The following is a 19,070-nucleotide window of genomic DNA, read 5'->3' as shown; positions in this document are numbered from 1 at the left end:
ACTTCACTCAGAACTAGTTGGTTCTGGTGTTTGTGTCAAACGTGGTGAATGAGTTCGCCGCCAACGGGAAAAGCCATAGATAAGAGCAACAAAAATTAACAAATAGGGACTGTAAACAATTAACCAAATACCCAGCTTCAGTAAGCCAACGGTAAATGCACCAAAGGAGTGGGTGGAATTGTTCCAAGTTTCCTGAACTTGCAAACCAAAGGCAGGTTGGGGACTGGTGCTAGAAACTGCTGCTTCTAGGTTCAGCGTAATAGTGGAATATGCAACTTGATTTTGTAGGCTTTTGAGTTGGGCATTAATTTGTTCTATTGTTTGCCGGACATTACTCAATTCTTGGGCAACACTAAGCACATCTCTAATAGAACCCGCCCGATCCATAATTTTTTGCAAATTGACTTCAGTTTTCTGCAAATTAGTTAATCTAGCTTGGAAATCCACCAGGCGATCGCCCACATCTTCCGCAGTGATATTACGAGTCTCGACAGTGCCCAATTTAGCTAGTTGTTCTAAGGTAGATTCCAGCAGATTCTCTGGTATCCGCAATTGGATTGTTGCTGTGTAACGCCGGTCGTCGTTTTTGGGTTGTTGTTCTTGCAACCCGATCAAATCCCCTTGCTGTTTATTGATAATTTGCGAAACAGCATCAATACTCTGATCTACAGAGTTGACAGTCAAAGACATTGCTGCCTTTTTAATCAGTTGAGGACGAGAACGGGCTATTGGTGCAGCTTGCGTCTTTTGGGAAAGACTGCTTTCACTAGCAGGTGCCATTGCTTTATCTGCCATGCCATCGGCTGCAATTTGAGGTAAAGCCTGATTTCCTGACTGATGGGAAGAGGCGCAACTGGTAAAAATCACCCCTCCTAATAACGCACTCACAAATAAAGCAGATGTGCGCGGCAATTTAATCAAAGTGTACATAACCTACCCTCAGATGGATGAAGTTAGCCCCAGTATTACTGAAGTAAAACTCAAAGCCTGTATTGTTGCGATTTATGTAACAGCATTTAGTCATTAGTCCCCCATCTCCCTCATCTCCCCATCCCCTGAGTTCAAATAAGTAAATTCAATAACTCACAGTCCATCTGTGGTTACTCAATTTGAGGTACAATCAAAAGTCTGCCAATTGACGATGCTTGCTGACAGGAGATGCTTCTATGACCCGGATGTACTATGACGAAGATGCCAATTTAGACCTTTTGGCTGGAAAAACTATTGCGATTATCGGCTATGGTTCCCAAGGTCATGCCCATGCTCTCAATTTAAAAGATAGTGGTTTGAATGTGATTGTGGGATTATATCCGGGTAGTAAGTCAGTAGCAAAAGCTGAAGCAGCTGGGTTAACTGTGAAAAATGTTGCAGATGCTGCTAATGCTGCCGACTTCATCATGATTTTATTACCTGATGAAGTCCAAAAAACGATTTACAAAAACGAGATTGAACCCAATCTAGAAGAAGGGAATGTGTTAGCTTTTGCCCACGGTTTCAATATTCACTTTGGGCAAGTTGTACCACCGGCTAACGTAGATGTGGTGATGGTAGCACCAAAAGGACCGGGGCATTTGGTACGGCGGACTTATGAAAGTGGGGAAGGCGTACCAGCGCTGTTTGCAGTTTATCAAGATGCCAGTGGTCAGGCACGCGATCGCGCGATGGCTTATGCTAAAGGTATCGGTGGTACTCGCGCTGGTGTTCTCGAAACTACTTTCCGCGAAGAAACCGAAACAGATTTATTTGGCGAACAAGCGGTATTGTGCGGTGGTTTGAGTGCTTTAATCAAAGCCGGATTTGAAACTTTGGTAGAAGCTGGTTATCAACCAGAATTGGCTTATTTTGAATGTCTGCATGAAGTCAAGCTGATTGTTGACTTGGTTGTAGAAGGTGGTTTAGCCAAAATGCGCGACAGCATTTCTAATACTGCTGAATATGGTGATTATACTCGTGGCCCGCGAATTGTTACCGAACAAACCAAAGCTGAAATGCAGAAGATTCTCAGCGAAATTCAATCTGGGCAATTTGCACGGGAATTTGTTCTGGAAAACCAAGCTGGTAAACCAGGATTTACCGCCTTGCGTCGTAAAGAAGCTGAACACCAAATTGAGGAAGTTGGCAAAGATTTACGCGCTATGTTTAGCTGGTTGAAAAAGGCTTAAGCAAAAGTACCCGAACAACTAAAGTCGCGGCTACTCCACCAAAGCCTGCTTATCGCGCTTGTTTATAGCGTTTCTCGGTTGAGTCCAATAGAGACCTAACCCCCAACCCCTTCCCTACAAGGGAAGGGGAGTAAGATTCAAAGCCTCTCTCCTTTTAGGAGAGAGGAATGGAAGTGAGGTCAGAATATTAAGTTGCAGATAGCGCTATATTCAATATATTCAGTTCATCCACTGAGTTTTTTTGTGCCTTTCTACGCTTGCAAATCTTGAGCAATTCTAAAACCAGCGTGTTGATAAAAGTAGGGGCGAAACCAATTGCGATAGGTTGGTAATGCCATTGAACCATTAGTAGCCCAAGAACCTCCAAGCATCATCTGATGTTTGTCATCAAAAAAGGGTGCTGCTTGGTCTTCGTAAAGCGGATGAGGTTGAAATCCTGGTAGGGGGTTGAAAGTGTCCCCCAGCCATTCCCAGACATTTCCTCTGAGGTCATAAAGCCCACAAGTACTATTAGCTGGTTTGAACATTCCCACTGGGCTGGGAGAAATGAATTGTAAGTTGAGATTAGAGTTAGTTAATAAGTGGTTATCCTTACAGGTCAGTAAGGCTTGATTCCATTCAGCTTCAGTCATCAAGCGTATTTCTGAGCCTTGAGAGCGACAAAATGCGATCGCTTCGTAGTAGTTGACTTCCACAGGCCAATCTAGGGGTAAGTCTATTTCGTCAAATGTGGCTCGATAGCGGTAGCCATCCTGGAAGGGTATCCAGAATTTTGGATGTTGGACGTTGTAGAGTTGCTGCCAATTCCCAGATTCACTATCCCAGTACTCAGAATTTTTGTAACCACCAGCTTGAACAAATTTTAGATATTCTCCATTAGTGATCAGATATTGACTAGCTAAAAACGGTTTAACTTCAACAGTGCGATCGCCATATTCACTATCCCAACCATAGGTAAGATCATCCTGGGGTTTTCCTAGTTTCACCACACCACCTGGAACCCGGCGCATTTGATTCTTGGGAATGTTCCCGTTACTAGGTGCGTAATTCCAGCCTTGGGGACGTTTAAGGCGCTCAACAGGCAATTGTCGCACCAGCATCGAAGAGGTTTCAAAGTGAATGCGACTATGTTCTATTCCCATCAGCAAAGCCCAGAAGGAATGCTGTTGATGAATCGGGAAATCCAGGTAAGTATTTTGAATAACCTTTGCGATCGCCTCTCGTGCCTTGTCCCGATATTGCCAAACTTTTTCCACATCAGGCCAGCTAACCCCTTGGATAGCTGCGTCCAGTTCTGTCGGTGTTTCTGGATCAACTCCGATTTCAAATAGAGTTTCGTATTGTGAATTAATTCGAGCTTTTATTAAACCAACGCCAATTAACTTGTTGATGAAAAAAACAGCCGAGTGGCCAAGATAAAAAATTAGACGGTTTCTTAAAGGATCGGGGTTAAGATAAAAAGTTTCTTCCCCGACCAAACTTTTCATGAGTGTTTCTTCAAGTTCCCAGGAATTCTCAAAGTAGTTGAGCAGGCTTTGTGAACTGCAATCATTGAGTGTGGGAACTTGATTTGATTTCAGTTTATTTATCGTTGGAACTAAACTCATGATATTTTTGACACAAGATTATCGTACAAATTACATAAACTAACGCCATGTGCGACTTATTCTTGTCACCCCGCTTCCATTCCTCTCCCCCATAGGGAGCTACGGTGTACACACAAGTATGAAATAGTTTACTCACCTGGTTTTTTGCGTCAGTTTTACCCCACCCTAACCCTCCCCGTATGTATTGGGGAGGGAACTAGATTCCTGTTTCTCCCCAATAAATGGGGGGATTAAGGGGGGTAATTTGACTTGTGTGTACACCGTAGCGCATAGGCAGAGAGGCTTTGATTATTGCTCCCCAACCCTTTTAGGGAAGGGGTCGGGGGTTAGGTTTGAGAAAAGTCGTACACGGCGTTAAACTACGACTTCTTACAAAAAAAGTGTTGTTTATCACATTTTTTCCTGTGTCGTTATGATCAGACAATATTCTCTATTTGTAAATAGATAAAAGATGTATTTTAAAATACTCAAACTACGGATTGACAGAATAATATAAATAATGATTAGAGGTTAACCAGAGTATAAAAAACCTAATAATTATATCTGATGACCGCAAAGTTGTATCTGGTTAAGGGTTCTGCAACTAATTAGAGAAGCATACGGCGATGCCTTCACAATAGGCATCGCGGATTTTAGATTTAATCTAATCTAAAATCCCAAATCGATTTAACGATTTACCGCCGCAGCTTCTCGTGCTGCTGCTGCTTGATCTGGGTGGATACCCAAGCGGGTGAGATTAATCCGACCTTTGTTATCAATTTCGCGCACTTTGATAATCACTTCATCGCCCACTGCTACTTCATCCTCAACTTTGCCAACGCGGTAGTCAGCAAGTTGTGAGATGTGGATCATACCTTCTTTTCCAGGCAGAAATTCCACAAATGCACCTATCGGTATAATCCGAGTGATGCGTCCGGCATAGACATCCCCTTCGTTCAGCTTGCGGGTCATGCCTTGGATGATGTTTTTGGCTCTCTTGGCCTTGTTCTCATCCACAGCCGAAATTGTCACCGTGCCATCATCTTCGATGTCAATTTTAGCACCAGTTTCCTCTGTGATTCCCTTAATCGTCTTGCCTCCAGGCCCGATGACCAAACCAATCATGTCTGAATCAATCTTGATTGTTAACAGACGTGGGGCATAGGGTGAGGTTTCAGTACGCGGCGTGTCAATGCAGGCGAGCATTTTCTCCAGAATGTGCAACCGGGCTGATTTGGCTTGGTGGACGGCTTGGGAAATAACGTCCAACGACAGACCGGAGATTTTCATATCCATTTGCAAGGCGGTAATCCCAACATCCGTCCCGGCAACTTTGAAGTCCATATCGCCCAAAAAGTCTTCAATGCCCTGAATATCGGTCAGGACTCGCACTTCGTCCCCTTCCTTAATCAGACCCATTGCTGCACCACTGACGGGTTTGAGAATTGGCACACCAGCATCCATGAGGGCTAGGGTCGAACCACAGACTGAACCCATTGAGGTGGAACCGTTAGAGGAAAGTACTTCCGATACGATGCGAATCACGTAGGGAAATTGTTCTTTTGACGGTAATACAGGTATTAACGCTCGCTCTGCCAATGCCCCGTGACCAATTTCGCGCCTTCCTGGGGCACGCATTGGCTTAGTTTCCCCGACTGAGAAAGGCGGGAAGTTGTAATGATGCAGATAACGCTTGTGTTGATCTAGCTGCATGTCGTCGTTGAGGTTTTGGGCATCCCCAGGTGTACCCAAAGTACAAGTGGATAATACCTGAGTTAGTTCCCGGTTAAATAAACCACTGCCGTGGACTCGCTTTGGTAAGACATCAACTAAACAAGAAACACGACGCACTTCATCGAGTTTACGACCATCAACACGAACGTTATCTTCGATGATTTGCCGCCGCATGAAGTATTTGGTAATATCTTTAAAAGTGTTACCAAGTGCCTTGCTATTTGCAGTTGCGGCAACTCGAATTGGGTCTTCTTGTGGGAGTTGGGTAATTGTCGTGGCAATTTCATCCTTGACGACATCTAAAGCTGCATCGCGTTCGGGTTTGGTGAAATGAAATTGAGAGAGGATTTTCTTAATCTGGCTGCTAGCGCGATCGCGGATATAATTTTCTAGCGTTTGATCTACTTCTGGTGGTGCTGCTTGCACTATTACCAGACCCAGTTCTGCTACTAAATCTTGCTGCGCTTTGATTAAGTCTCGCACTGCTTCATAACCAAAGTCAATCGCCTCGATAATATCTCGCTCTGGCAACTGATTGGCTCCCGCCTCCACCATGATTACGCCATGTGGTGAACCTGCGACGATCAGATCCAAGTCTCCAGCTTCAATTTCTGAGTATGTCGGGTTAATAATGAAATCATCTCCCACTAAACCAACCCGCACTGCTGCCATTGGCCCATTAAAAGGAATCTGGGCAATCAAGGTAGCGATCGAAGCACCTGTAACTGCTAGCACATCGGGTGGTACTAACTCGTCCATCGACATCGTTATGGCAATAATTTGCAGGTCATCCCGTAGCCATGACGGGAACAGGGGACGCATGGGACGGTCTATTAGACGGCTGGTGAGAATTGTTTTTTCTGGTGGGCGACCTTCCCGCCGCATGATCCCGCCGGGAATCCTACCTGCGGCATACAGTCTTTCTTCATAATCTACTGTGAGGGGAAGAAAATCAATGCCTTCTCTGGCTTGCGATCGCGTAGCCGTCACTAAAACGGATGTGTCCCCTGATTCTATCAAAACCGACCCACCAGCCTGGGGAGCTAGTAAGCCTACTTTCAGTCGAATATCCCTACCATCGAAGGATATTGACTTGTCAACTTCTGCCATTCAGTTTTTTTTCCTTCTCTTTCGCTGTTCTCTTTCTGTGGCAATCCTAACATTTATGCCCTATGACTGACTTCTGGTACATACAAAGATAAACAAGTCGTTCAACCCAAAGGGCGATACATCATCAGCGCGTCTACCACTTGTTCATCCCCTAGCTTCGCCGCACCCGGAATACGCCCAATAATCTTAAATCCTAACGACTGCCAAAGTGTAATTGAAGGTATATTAGTTTCAAAGACCAAATTAAACATTACTGCCTCATAGCCAAGGTTAGCTGCTATCAAGAGCATCGCCTCTCCCATGAACCGCCCTATCCCCTGACTGCGTAACCCAGGTTGTACAATAAAACCAGCGTTGCAAATATGGCTAGACCGACCGGGAAAGTTTGGTTTTAAATAAAACGCCCCTAATATTTCTTTTGGTTTGTGTGTAGTATTCTCAACAGATGTCTTGACAACAAAGGCATCCTTACTTAACCAGTAAGCTGAAAATTCTGTCTGAGATAGAGGTTGCTTTTGGGGATAAGTTTTACCTTCAACAATTACAACATTGAGTAATGCTCTTACAACCTCCTGTTCTTGAGGATGCATATAATCTAGTTCCACTAATAACCCATTTTTTAAAACTTTAATTAGGGGAAAATTCATTATCAATAATGTTTATGTTGAAGAAGTGCTTAAATATTTATTATATGCAATATTTGACCAAAAAATCTGATTAATAAGATGAAAAAAGTAGAATGATGACGATTTTAATTTTTGAGTTTTGGGAAAATCTGAGTAGTTAGCAAATGGCGATTTTACACGGGAATTGGTTACTAAAAAATCAAAATGGTTGTTTATTTATTTGGGGAGAAACTTGGCGATCGCCACGAGTAAATTTAGAGTCTAGTGGATCTGGAGATATACCACTACATCCATTGGCAATGACATCAGTTGAGTTGAGTGAGTGGTTGCATTCTCAGAACATGGCAATTACCAACTTCATTCAGCAACCTCAAATTGCGATGCCTGCGGCGGGCGGAGCGATCGCTACTACTGGGCGAACGCGCAAAGCAGCCAGTGCTACTGAGATCAGTTTGCCAACGTATTCGCAAATAATTGCCCTGCCAACTTATATCCCAGAAAGCAGTAAAGAAGGAACAGCAGCGATTTTCCCTGTGCATTCTGCCAGCTTGGGGTTAGATATAGACTCCCCACAATATTTGCAACCGTGGCGAGTTGAGGGTTTTTGTCTCAACCCCACCGAAGCAGTAAAATTTCTCACTGCTGTTCCCCTAAATGCTACTAACGGCGAAGATGCCTTTTTGGGAGGAGATTTACGCTTTTGGTCGCAGGTTGCCCGGTGGAGTTTAGATTTAATCTCGCGGTGTAAGTTTTTACCAAGAATTCAGCGAGAATCAGATGGTGCATTTGCCACTAAATGGCAAGTACTTCTAGACAGTGCTGTAGATGGAACCCGCCTGGAAAAATTTTCTGCGAACATGCCGTTGGTTTGTCGTACTTATCAAGAGGGAGTGGGGGGAGATGAGCGAGCAGGGGTAGAAGAATTAATAACCAATGCCCAATGCCCAATGCCCAATGCCCAATGCCCAATCTATGTAGACTTTCCAATCGAACCTCAAGAATTACTTTTGGGATTTCTCAACAGTACGATAGATGCCCAAGTGCGAGAAATGGCGGGTTCCCAACCTCCAATGGAAGCCAAAGCGAGCGCATCTTTACCATCTGGGGTGCGGCAGTGGTTGCAAGCTTTAACTAGTGCATCTGGTACGGTCAATGCAGATGCCATTGAAGTGGAACGACTGGAAGCGGCACTGAAGGCTTGGACTATGCCGCTACAATACCAATTAACTCTTAAAACTCTATTTCGTACCTGTTTTCAACTGCGTTCTCCTGAGTCTGGCGAAACAGATTGGACATTGGCGTATTTCCTGCAAGCGGCTGATGATCCAGAGTTTTTGGTAGATGCGACAACTATTTGGAACAATCCAGTTGAGCAATTGGTTTATGAAAATCGGACAATTGAGCAACCACAGGAAACATTTTTGCGAGGTTTAGGGCTAGCTTCCCGATTATATCCAGCGATCGCACTCAGTTTTGAAACCGAATATCCCCAATTTTCTCATCTCACCCCCATCCAAGCTTATGAGTTTATCAAGGCTGTAGCTTGGAGGTTGGAAGACAGTGGTTTGGGAGTAATTTTGCCTCCGAGTTTAGCGAACCGTGAAGGATGGGCGAACCGTTTGGGTTTGAAAATTACTGCCGAAACCCCAAAGACAAAGCAAGGACGTTTAGGATTGCAGAGTCTCTTGAATTTCCAATGGCAATTGGCAATTGGTGGACAAACTATTTCCAAAGCTGAGTTTGATAAACTTGTGGCTTTAAATAGTCCGCTAGTGGAAATTAACGGTGAGTGGGTAGAATTGCGATCGCAAGACATCAAAACAGCCCAAACTTTTTTTACCACCCGCAAAGACCAAATGGCGCTTTCCTTGGAAGATGCCTTACGTTTCAGTACAGGAGATACCCAGGTAATTGAAAAGTTGCCAGTGGTTAGCTTTGAGGCTTCTGGGGCATTGCAAGAGTTAATTGGGGCGCTAACAAATAACCAGGCGATTGAACCTTTGCCCACACCAACAGGCTTTCAAGGACAGTTGCGACCTTATCAAGAACGAGGCGCTGCTTGGCTGTCCTTCTTGGAACGTTGGGGCTTGGGTGCGTGTCTCGCCGACGATATGGGATTGGGTAAATGCGTAGCAAATAATACTCTAGTAAATATAAATGGACTGTTACGTACAGCCGAGACAATTTGGACAACTCACGCTGGAGAAACAGAGTTTGACGGCGAAGGATTTTGGGCTAATCCCACAGAGCAACTACTAGTTAATTCCATAGATGAAAAAACTGGCAAAATTGTCCAAGCTAATGTCAGACGGTTGTATCGGCAGCAAGTCTGCGAGAAATTACGAAAAATCACGCTAGAAGACGGTAGCAATATCACTATCACTTATCGTCACAAGCTACTAACAAGTAAAGGTTGGACAAATAACTTACAGGTGGGTGATTACGTTTGTGTACCAGGTAAAACGCTCTGGAATGGACAACCACAAGACCCTGACTTGGTTAAGTTTCTCGCTTGGCAGATTGCTGAAGGGCATGAGCTACCCGATGTGGGAAGAGTTACAATATCCCAAAAAGATACCAGAGTACTAGAGGATCTACTCCAGACTTGCCAACGCATTCAAAAGCGCTATAACCTCAAAATTAATAGCCCTAATATCTCTACCTTTCCTAACAGAGTTTCTACTCTTCGAGTTAACAGCCAAGCCTATCGGCGATTCTTAGAAGCTAAAGGTTATGTTTGGGGAAAACTATCGGCAGAAAAATCTATTCCGCCCTTCATTATGCAGGCAGACTTAGATAGTGTGCGGATATTTTTACAAAACTATTTTGATGCTGAATCTGCTGTAGTTTTGAGTATGGGAAGTATTGAGATTGCTACAGCTTCAGCTTTACTGATTCAGCAACTTTCTGCATTGTTGCGCCGTTTCGGTATTTGGTTGCGAATATCGCCCAAACTGAAGTGTGCCACTAATGGAACTCGTACTTTTCGCACCTACTATATCGGTGTGATTGGAGGAAATTCTGCCCGCAGATTTATCCAACAAATTGGTTTTAATAACTCAGAAAAACAGAGCAAACTAGAACAAATTTGTCAACTGGTCAGCAACACAAATATTGAAGGAATTCCTGCTTCTGATATGGTTGCCCAAACAGTCATAGCAACGGGACTCCCATTGCGGCATTTTGGGATGCATAACACTGTTTACATTAATGGTTCACAGCAATTTTCTAGAGATAGTTTACAGCGAGTAATAGCTGGGATGAGCCGCATTATTAGTGGAGAAGCCCAAGAACAGTATCAGCTACTAAAACCTTCCAAGTGGACAACTCAAACCCTGACAGCCTATGCTCATTTGCACATAAAACAGTTAAGCTTAACCAGGCAGTCTTTGCAAAATTTGCTCGACCAAGAGGTATTTTATTGCCGGATTGAATCCATAGAGGAGATAGATTATGAGGGATGGGTTTATGACTTTGAAGTTAGCGAACATCACAATTTTGTCGCTAACAATATTATTTGCCATAATACTATCCAGTTCATTGCCTTTCTCTTGCACTTGAAAGAACAGGATGCATTCGAAAATCCAACTCTATTGGTTTGTCCAACTTCGGTTTTAGGCAACTGGGAAAGGGAAGTCAATAAATTTGCACCAAGCCTGAAAATTTTGCAATATCACGGTGACAAACGCCCCAAAGGTAAAGCGTTTTTAGAAGCAGTGAAAAATCACGATTTAATCGTTACCAGCTACTCACTTCTTCATCGAGATATCAAGTCATTGCAAAGTGTCTCTTGGCAGATAATTGTTTTAGATGAAGCCCAGAATGTAAAAAATCCAGAGGCGAAGCAATCAAAAGCAGTGCGGCAATTATCAGCGACGTTTCGGATTGCGTTGACGGGTACACCAGTAGAAAATAGGCTGCAAGAACTCTGGTCTATTTTAGATTTTCTGAATCCGGGGTATTTAGGCAATCGGCAATTTTTTCAGCGTCGGTTTGCCATGCCAATTGAAAAGTATGGTGATACGGCTTCTTTGGCTCAGTTACGTTCATTAGTTCAACCATTTATACTGCGGCGATTGAAAAGCGATCGCGAAATTATTCAAGATTTACCAGATAAGCAAGAAATGACCGTATTTTGCGGTCTGACTGGTGAACAAGCCGCACTTTATCAACAAGTAGTAGAACAATCTTTAGTAGAGATAGAATCTGCGGAAGGATTGCAACGCCGGGGAATGATTTTGGCTTTACTAATCAAACTCAAACAAATCTGCAATCACCCAGCCCAATATTTGAAACAGGCGACATTAGAGCAACATAATTCAGCCAAACTTCTGCGGTTAGAAGAGATGTTAGAAGAAGTTTTAGTGGAAGGCGATCGCGCTCTAATATTTACACAATTTGCTGAGTGGGGTAAGTTACTTAAACCCTATTTAGAAAAACAGCTTGGGCGAGAAATATTCTTTTTATATGGTAGCACCAGTAAAAAACAACGTGAGGAAATGATCGACCGTTTCCAACACGATCCTCAAGGTCCACCGATTATGATTCTTTCTCTAAAAGCCGGTGGCGTAGGACTGAATTTAACACGAGCAAATCATGTATTCCATTTTGATAGATGGTGGAATCCAGCCGTGGAAAATCAAGCCACAGACCGAGTATTTCGGATTGGTCAAACCCGGAATGTGCAAGTACATAAATTTGTTTGCACTGGCACTTTAGAAGAAAAAATTCATGACATGATTGAAAGTAAGAAACAATTGGCTGAACAAGTTGTGGGTGCTGGTGAAGAATGGTTAACTGAAATGGATACAGACCAACTTCGCAACTTACTACTACTTGATCGTAGTGCAGTAATTGACGATGATGCAGAATAAGTTTGTAGTCAGCACTTTAGTCCTTAACTTCAGCGCTTTAGCGTTCACTACAAACCTCGCAAAATTAATCACATAGACAAATATGCGATATTGAAAAATATCACACCTTCTTCTTTATCCTGTGCCATCATGTCGAATCAGTTTGCCCACGGTTATGCGTTGTTAATTGGGGTTGGCAGAACAGCCGAATCTCGATATTCATTGCCTGTCACAGTTAAAGATGTGCAAGCCCTGAAAACAGTGCTAACCGATCCAAACTTGTGTGCCTATCTGGATGATTCAGAACATATTCGCTTATTGCAGAATGAACAGACAACGCGCAGCGCAATTTTGGATGGATTGGTGTGGTTAAAGGAAAAGGCTGCTGCTGATAAAGATGCAACAATTGTAGTTTTTTACTCTGGTCATGGGTGCTTTGACTTATCAAGTCAGTGTTATTATTTGCTGCAACATGACTTCAATTCCACAGATATTGCTAACACCGCCCTATCTGCCCAAGAATTTACTCAAGCTTTGCGGCAGATTCAAGCAAAGCGGTTGTGGGCGGTAATTGATAGTTGCCACGCAGAGGGTATGGCTACTTCTAAAGGCGAACTACCTGCTGATTTTATCGCTACGTCATTGCCCAAGGGCGTAGTCGATGCCTTGAAGCAGGGCGAAGGAAGGGCAGTGTTTACGTCTTCCAGAGGCAATCAGGTTTCTTGGATACGTCCTGATGGAAATATGAGTCTCTATACTTATCATCTAATTGAGGCATTGCGAGGAGCGGCTAATCAACCAGGCGATTCCAAAGTTATGCTTTCAAATCTGATCAATCATTTGGGTAAAACTGTTCCAGAGAGCGCCAGAATCCAACGTCAGGCAGAACAGACTCCATTTTTTGATACAGCGATGGAAGATTTTCCTATTGCCATGCTGCGGGGAGGGAAAGGACTACCAAGCTCAACCCCAGTCTCAGACTTGCCAATTATGACCGATCAACAAGTGGTAACACCTGCATTAGCAAGAGCAAAACGAGCATTAGCAATTTTGGAAGAACAAGCTGCTTCCTTTGGAATTCGTATGCCAGTGGATTTGCAGATTGAATTAGAAGAGAAACGCCGCCAGGTCATTGAATTAGAGTCCCGGCATCAAAGAACAGGATTGGATTAAGCAAATATAGCCCAATACACTTCAGTTAAGCATTTCTTCCTTCTCTTCCTTTGCGACGGCAGTCGCTACAACGGGGGGAACCCCCGCAACGCGCTGCCTCTCCTTTGCGTCCTTTGCAGTTCGTTAAAAAAATTGACTTTGACAAAAAGTTTTGCCCTTAAGTGAACCGTATTGAAATATAAGCGACGATGATTTTTCTCATTCCGAGTTCCGAACATGAACCGCCGAGTTCCAAGCACGAACCGCCGAGTTCCGAACATGAACCGCCGAGTTCCGAACACGAACCGCCGAGTTCCAAACATGAACCGCCGAGTTCCGAACATGAACTTCCGAGTTCCGAACACGAACCGCCGAGTTCCGAACATGAACCGCCGAGTTCCAAACACGAACCGCCGAGTTCCAAACATGAACCGCCGAGTTCTGAGGGATACTGTGAAAGACTAGAGTTATTCCACAAGCTTGCGATCGCCCCAACCCTCCTTAAAAATCAGGGCAAGAGAGTTTCTTAAAGTCCCCCTTTTTAAGGGGGATTTAGGGCGATCTCCATAGTGTGCAGCGCATTAATATTAGATTTATCTTTTATATAATCTTATGGATAATCAAGAAGCATTACAGCGAACTCTCAACCGCGCTCGTCGCGCCCTCCAGATATTAGAAGAAGAAAAAGCTAGTTTTGGAATTAGAATTCCGCCGGACTTAGTAATTGAACTAGAAGAAAAACAAAAAGAAGTCACTAGCCTAGAAACGCGATTAAGCCAGTTACAGGGACAACGCCCCGAAAGTCTGCCCGATAACCTACCCCGCTATAACGATGTGTTTGTGGGACGCAAACAAGAAATTGCCCGTTGTATGGAAGCACTTTCACCAGACGAACGCGGTTGGGGTGTAGCGATCGATGGTATTGGTGGTATGGGCAAAACGGCGTTAGCGCTGGAGGTAGCACACCTGGCCCGTAAGCAAGCCTTGTTTGATGCTTACCTGTTTGTTTCTGCTAAGACTACCTGGCTCTCAACTGAAGGAGTGCGGCAAGAAACCCTCGCCCTGTCTTCTCTCGATAGCTTCTGCCGGGAATTTGCCAAGGGGTTAGGACAGACAGATATTGTGAAAATGACTGATGCCAAAGAACGCCGCCGCGCCCTTCTTGATGCCCTACGGGGACGACGCACCCTGTTGATTTGGGACAACTTGGAAACCCTGAATGCAGAAGAACGCGATATGATTTCCGAGTTTGTGCGGAAACTGCCCACACCCAACAAAGCCATCATCACCAGCCGCCGCCGCACTGGGGAAAGCGCCCTCACCATCCGCTTAGATCGTCTCTTAGAGCCAGAAGCTTTGGAATTAATGAGAGAGAAGGGAAGGTCACACTCCCGCCTAGCCCAGGAACTAAACGCAACTAAGCCAGAGATATTGACCGCTTTATATGAAGCGTCTGGTGGCAATCCCCTAGCGCTAGATTGGACATTAGGACAGGTGGCACACAAAGGTTACTCTATCAGTGTTGCCCTAGAGCGGTTGCGAAATGCCGCCAAATCCCCCGATCTCTACGGGTTTCTGTTTGCCGATGCTGCCAAAACTCTCTCTGAAAACGATCGCACAGTGTTGTCTGCCCTAGTTGTATTTCTGACACCAGCAAAATCCGCAGCATTGGCAGATGCTACGGATTTAGCCATAACCGAGATCCAAGTTTCTTTAGAGCAGTTAGTCACTCTATCTTTGGTGAATGAGTTGGATGGAGAAGGGTTTGGCCTGCACCCCCTCACCCGCACATATATTCGGGCAGCTGTAGGCGGAACGGATACCGTTCTAACAGCACCCCTAAGTGGAATTCGGTTTAACTCTGCTGCCCTACGCAAAGCTCTGCGCTACTGGGTGGACTTTGCCCAGAAGTACGGGGGTAATAACAAAGATGCCTACAAAACCCATGAGAAGCTGGAAGCCGAGTGGCAGAATCTAGAGGGCGTGGCGACAACCCTGCGGGAGATGGCAGGTATCCCCGGTGCATTGAAAGACCGAGAGGCTGCCCAGATGCTCATCGATTTGGAAAAAGCTTTGTCTAAGTTCCTTTGGTTTCGCGGCTACTGGGATGAGAGGGTGCGCTTGGGTGAGTGGGGATATCAGGCGGGAAAGGCGCTCGGTCAGTGGAGGGATGCTGGTTGGGGTGCCCATAATGTTGCCTGGATTTACTACAATCGCGCGGAGACGGAGCGGGCAGCAAGTTGGGCGGCTCAGATGGCGGAGGCGATGGAGCAGGGCGGTAGCCGTCGGGACAAGGCTACTACAATTCGGTTGCAAGGAGTGATTGCAGAGCAACGCGAGGACTGGGCGGAGGCGGAGCGACTGTATCAGGAGGCATTAGCGATTTACCGAAAATTGGGGGATGAGGTATGTGAAGCGATCGCCCTCAACAATCTGGGAGGAGTTGCCCAAAACCAGGGAGACTACGATCACGCCGAGTCCTACTACAAGCAAGCATTGGCGATCGATGAAAAACTGGGAAATAAAGAAAGACAAGCAGCTTACTGCGGCAACTTGGGAAATCTAGCCCTTAACCGCGATCGGCCTACAGAAGCCCACTCCTGGTACAAGCGTGAGTTAGCGCTGGCGCAGGAAGTGGGACAGCAAAACTTGGTGGCTGGCGCTCAAGTGGGGCTGGCGCGAGTTCTGGAGAAGAAGGAACGCTACGCAGAGGCGCTACCATTAGCACAGTCTGCCCTGGATATCTGGGAGCATTTGCGCGATCAAAACTTGGATTTTTCACGCGGATTAGTTGAGCGGTTGCGGCGCAAGGCAGGGATGGAATAATTCGTAATTCGTAATTCGTAATTCGTAATTCGTAATTAATTCAAGGTTTTAAGTCCCTGTGTAGTGCCAGAGTTCCAATCTGTAGGCGTATATAGGACTCCTATTTGATTTTTGAACAAATTAAGTACCAATCGAAAAGGCTTATTCCCTACTCCCCACTCCCTATTCCCTACTCCCCACTCCCTATTCATTATGACTAATTACACATTACAAGCAAGCCGAGAATGGTGGTCACAACAATGGCTAGATTTGCTAGATTCCTATCGCTTTAAAAAGCGTTTGGAACGTGCGAGAAACTATGCTCGTCAAGGAAATGTTTTGAGCATTGAATTTAAAGGAGCAAAAGTATTAGCTAGGGTGCAAGGTAGCGAAGTGGAACCTTATAAAGTTTCCCTTTCCCTTGAACCATTTAGTGATGAACAGTGGGGTTATGTCATTGAAACCATGTCTCAAAGGGCAATTTTTGCTGCCAAACTACTAGCAGGAGAAATGCCACAAAATATAGAAGAAGTCTTCACAGCTAATGGTCTTTCAATATTTCCATTTACCTTGGCTGATATCCAGAGTAAATGTTCTTGTCCTGATAAAGCAAATCCCTGTAAACACATTGGTGCGGTATACTATCAGTTAGGCGATCGCTTCAGTGAAGACCCCTTTGTACTATTTCAATTGCGCGGACGTACCAAAGAGCAAATTATCAGCGATTTGCGACAGTTACGTAGTGCCAAGATTGAACCCAATACTAGAGAAACGATTGATGTTCAACAGTCAATTCCTAATAATAAATACTCGGTAAAAATTGACTCTTTCTGGCAATACAATGAGCCACTAGAGTCATCCTTGGTAGTGATTGCGCCGTCCAGCAGCGAGACGGTATTAGATGTATTAGGAGCGATTTCCCTAGCGAAGGAAGAGGAAAATACAGTAAATTCAACTTCGAGTGATGTGGTAATGAAGTATTTGAATACAGTTTACAGAGATGTGAGCCAGAAGGCTTTTTTAGCAGCAATGAATGTGGGAGGAAGTTGATACTAATTCGTAATTCGTAATTCGTAATTATGAATTAGGTTGACTGGGTAGTTCAATCTTTACTCTTGCCGCCTTCCCTCACTCATTCCCGCACCGCTTGACGAACTGCCCGTCTGCCATCTGCCCGATTTTGGTCAATCAGTTTTGGCAGATATCGAATTGCTAAAGCAGAATGTTTTATTGTCCAAACTCAAGCCTAGCCTGTTCTACCAAATCAGCTGTCACAACTTGTTGCTCTGCTTCACGAGCCAGCTGTTCAATTCGGGCTTGAGCTTGAATGCGGACAAAAAAGGGAATATTTTGTAACTTTTCCTTAGCTTCAGATGTCCATCGCAAAGCATCAATAAAATTGGAATCGCTCATAGTATTAATTACCTTAGTAAGTCGCTCAGTTTAATCAGCAGATAACTAATTCTCCTATAAAAAAAGCCCTTGCTTTTATGCAAGAGCCTCTAAATTATTTAATTGTCAGTGATTCAGATAAACCTTACAACCTAGTCGAGGTTGTCCATGAACATCACTGGCTCAGTATCACGGTTAATTCCTTTCTCAAAACCACCAGCAGCAGCCCGTGCGCGACCAGCGTGCCACAAGTGACCAACTAGGAAGAAGAACCCTAGTACGAAGTGAGAAGTCGCCAACCAAGCGCGAGGAGATACGTAGTTGAAGGAGTTAATTTCGGTAGCCACACCACCCACGGAGTTCAGAGAACCCAGAGGAGCGTGGGTCATGTATTCAGCAGCGCGACGAGCTTGCCAAGGCTGAATATCGTTCTTGATTTTTTCTAGGTCAAGACCATTGGGGCCACGTAGAGGCTCCAACCAAGGGCCGCGGAAATCCCAGAAGCGCATGGTTTCACCACCGAAGATGATTTCACCAGTGGGAGAACGCATCAGGTATTTACCCAACCCTGTGGGGCCTTGGGCAGAACCAACGTTAGCACCCAAGCGTTGGTCACGAATCAAGAAGGTCAGAGCCTGAGCTTGAGAAGCTTCTGGACCAGTAGGACCGTAAAATTCGCTGGGGTAAACGGTGTTGTTAAACCAAACAAAGAGGCAGGCAATGAAGCCCATCAGGGAGAGAGCGCCCAAGCTGTAGGAAAGGTAAGCCTCACCAGACCAGATTGATGCACGACGTGACCAAGCAAAAGGCTTGGTGAAGATGTGCCAGATACCGCCAGCTATTAAGATAAAGGCAATCCAGATGTGACCGCCGACCACATCTTCCAAGTTATCGACGCTGACAATCCAGCCTTCGCCACCGAAGGGAGACTTGATTACATAACCGAAGATAACTGCTGGGTTCAGTGTTGGATTCGTAATAATCCGAACATCACCACCGCCTGGTGCCCAGGTGTCATACAAACCACCAAAGAACATTGCCTTTATAACTAACAGCAATGCACCGAATCCCAAAATAATCAGGTGGAACCCGATGATGTTGGTCATCTTGTTCTTGTCTTTCCAGTCGTAACCAAAGAAAGAAGAGTATTCTTCTAAGGTTTCTGGGCCACGGACGGCATGATAGATACCGCCAAAGCCAAGGACGGCTGAGGAAATTAGGTGGAGTACACCGACAACAAAGTAGGGGAAGGTATCGATGACTTCACCACCGGCACCAACACCCCAACCCTGAGTGGCGAGGTGAGGTAATAGGATTAAGCCCTGCTCATACATGGGCTTTTCAGGAATGAAGTGAGCGACTTCAAACAAAGTCATCGCTCCAGCCCAGAATACAATCAAACCAGCGTGGGCAACGTGAGCACCCAGTAGTTTGCCAGATAGGTTGATTAAACGTGCGTTACCAGACCACCAGGCAAACCCAGTGGATTCTTGGTCGCGTCCAGCGCCGCCTAAGATATTTGGTCTATTAGAGAGCGTTACCACGTGGTAATACCTCCTCAGGGAATACAAATTGTTCGTGGGGTTGATCTTGAGGAGCCATCCAAGCGCGGATACCCTCATTCAGCAAAATGTTTTTGGTATAGAAGGT

Annotated in this window: 12 protein-coding genes and 1 pseudogene; 6 read left to right on the top strand and 7 right to left on the bottom strand. The window is 45.0% G+C overall.

From position 1 onward, the window contains the following. Nucleotides 1-3: 3 nt before the first annotated feature. Nucleotides 4-930 carry a DUF4349 domain-containing protein gene (locus V7L05_RS33190; protein WP_335170530.1) on the bottom strand — a complete coding sequence of 309 codons (927 nt, stop codon included), beginning with the start codon at nucleotides 928-930 and terminating at the stop codon, nucleotides 4-6. Between the two features lie 236 nt (nucleotides 931-1,166). Here V7L05_RS33190 and ilvC point away from each other — a divergent pair, with 236 nt between their 5' ends. Further along, the gene (ilvC, locus tag V7L05_RS33185) at nucleotides 1,167-2,162 is read left to right on the top strand and encodes a ketol-acid reductoisomerase (protein ID WP_335170529.1); all 996 of its coding nucleotides are present in this window, start codon (nucleotides 1,167-1,169) and stop codon (nucleotides 2,160-2,162) included. A 251-nt stretch (nucleotides 2,163-2,413) separates the two neighbouring features. Here ilvC and ovoA read toward each other — a convergent pair whose 3' ends face one another. From ovoA to V7L05_RS33170, 3 genes are all read right to left on the bottom strand, one after another. Continuing rightward, nucleotides 2,414-3,769: a 5-histidylcysteine sulfoxide synthase gene (gene ovoA / locus V7L05_RS33180; protein ID WP_335170528.1), complete on the bottom strand. Its 1,356-nt coding sequence runs from the start codon at nucleotides 3,767-3,769 to the stop codon at nucleotides 2,414-2,416. A 666-nt stretch (nucleotides 3,770-4,435) separates the two neighbouring features. Continuing rightward, nucleotides 4,436-6,592 carry a polyribonucleotide nucleotidyltransferase gene (locus tag V7L05_RS33175; protein WP_335170527.1) on the bottom strand — a complete coding sequence of 719 codons (2,157 nt, stop codon included), beginning with the start codon at nucleotides 6,590-6,592 and terminating at the stop codon, nucleotides 4,436-4,438. 101 nt (nucleotides 6,593-6,693) lie between these two features. After that, on the bottom strand, nucleotides 6,694-7,239 hold the full coding sequence (locus tag V7L05_RS33170) for a GNAT family N-acetyltransferase (RefSeq protein ID WP_335170526.1): 546 nt from the start codon (nucleotides 7,237-7,239) through the stop codon (nucleotides 6,694-6,696). A gap of 143 nt (nucleotides 7,240-7,382) precedes the next feature. Here V7L05_RS33170 and V7L05_RS33165 point away from each other — a divergent pair, with 143 nt between their 5' ends. From V7L05_RS33165 to V7L05_RS33145, 5 genes are all read left to right on the top strand, one after another. Beyond that, nucleotides 7,383-12,092 carry an SNF2-related protein gene (locus V7L05_RS33165; RefSeq protein WP_335170525.1) on the top strand — a complete coding sequence of 1,570 codons (4,710 nt, stop codon included), beginning with the start codon at nucleotides 7,383-7,385 and terminating at the stop codon, nucleotides 12,090-12,092. A gap of 90 nt (nucleotides 12,093-12,182) precedes the next feature. After that, nucleotides 12,183-13,244: a caspase family protein gene (locus tag V7L05_RS33160; RefSeq protein WP_335170524.1), complete on the top strand. Its 1,062-nt coding sequence runs from the start codon at nucleotides 12,183-12,185 to the stop codon at nucleotides 13,242-13,244. A 188-nt stretch (nucleotides 13,245-13,432) separates the two neighbouring features. Next, nucleotides 13,433-13,753, top strand: a complete 321-nt coding sequence (locus tag V7L05_RS33155; protein ID WP_335170523.1) for a hypothetical protein — start codon at nucleotides 13,433-13,435, stop codon at nucleotides 13,751-13,753. A gap of 82 nt (nucleotides 13,754-13,835) precedes the next feature. Then, nucleotides 13,836-16,049, top strand: a complete 2,214-nt coding sequence (locus tag V7L05_RS33150; RefSeq protein WP_335170522.1) for a tetratricopeptide repeat protein — start codon at nucleotides 13,836-13,838, stop codon at nucleotides 16,047-16,049. A gap of 192 nt (nucleotides 16,050-16,241) precedes the next feature. After that, nucleotides 16,242-17,078 (top strand): SWIM zinc finger family protein, encoded by an 837-nt coding sequence (locus tag V7L05_RS33145; protein ID WP_335170521.1) that lies wholly within the window; start codon nucleotides 16,242-16,244, stop codon nucleotides 17,076-17,078. Nucleotides 17,079-17,255: 177 nt separating this feature from the next. Here V7L05_RS33145 and V7L05_RS33140 read toward each other — a convergent pair whose 3' ends face one another. The 3 genes and pseudogenes from V7L05_RS33140 to V7L05_RS33130 all read right to left on the bottom strand — a co-directional run. Next, nucleotides 17,256-17,441 (bottom strand): PCP reductase family protein, encoded by a 186-nt coding sequence (locus tag V7L05_RS33140; protein ID WP_335170520.1) that lies wholly within the window; start codon nucleotides 17,439-17,441, stop codon nucleotides 17,256-17,258. A 131-nt stretch (nucleotides 17,442-17,572) separates the two neighbouring features. Continuing rightward, the gene (psbC, locus tag V7L05_RS33135) at nucleotides 17,573-18,964 is read right to left on the bottom strand and encodes a photosystem II reaction center protein CP43 (protein WP_335170519.1); all 1,392 of its coding nucleotides are present in this window, start codon (nucleotides 18,962-18,964) and stop codon (nucleotides 17,573-17,575) included. Next, nucleotides 18,948-19,070 (bottom strand): annotated as a pseudogene (locus V7L05_RS33130) (photosystem II D2 protein (photosystem q(a) protein)); the annotation flags it as partial. The pseudogene V7L05_RS33130 and the gene psbC, both read right to left, overlap by 17 nt.

This window comes from Nostoc sp. (assembly GCF_036917755.1).
Classification (GTDB): domain Bacteria; phylum Cyanobacteriota; class Cyanobacteriia; order Cyanobacteriales; family Nostocaceae; genus Nostoc.
Note: the sequence above shows the minus strand (reverse complement) of the source record. Positions and strands in the feature narration are given on the sequence as shown.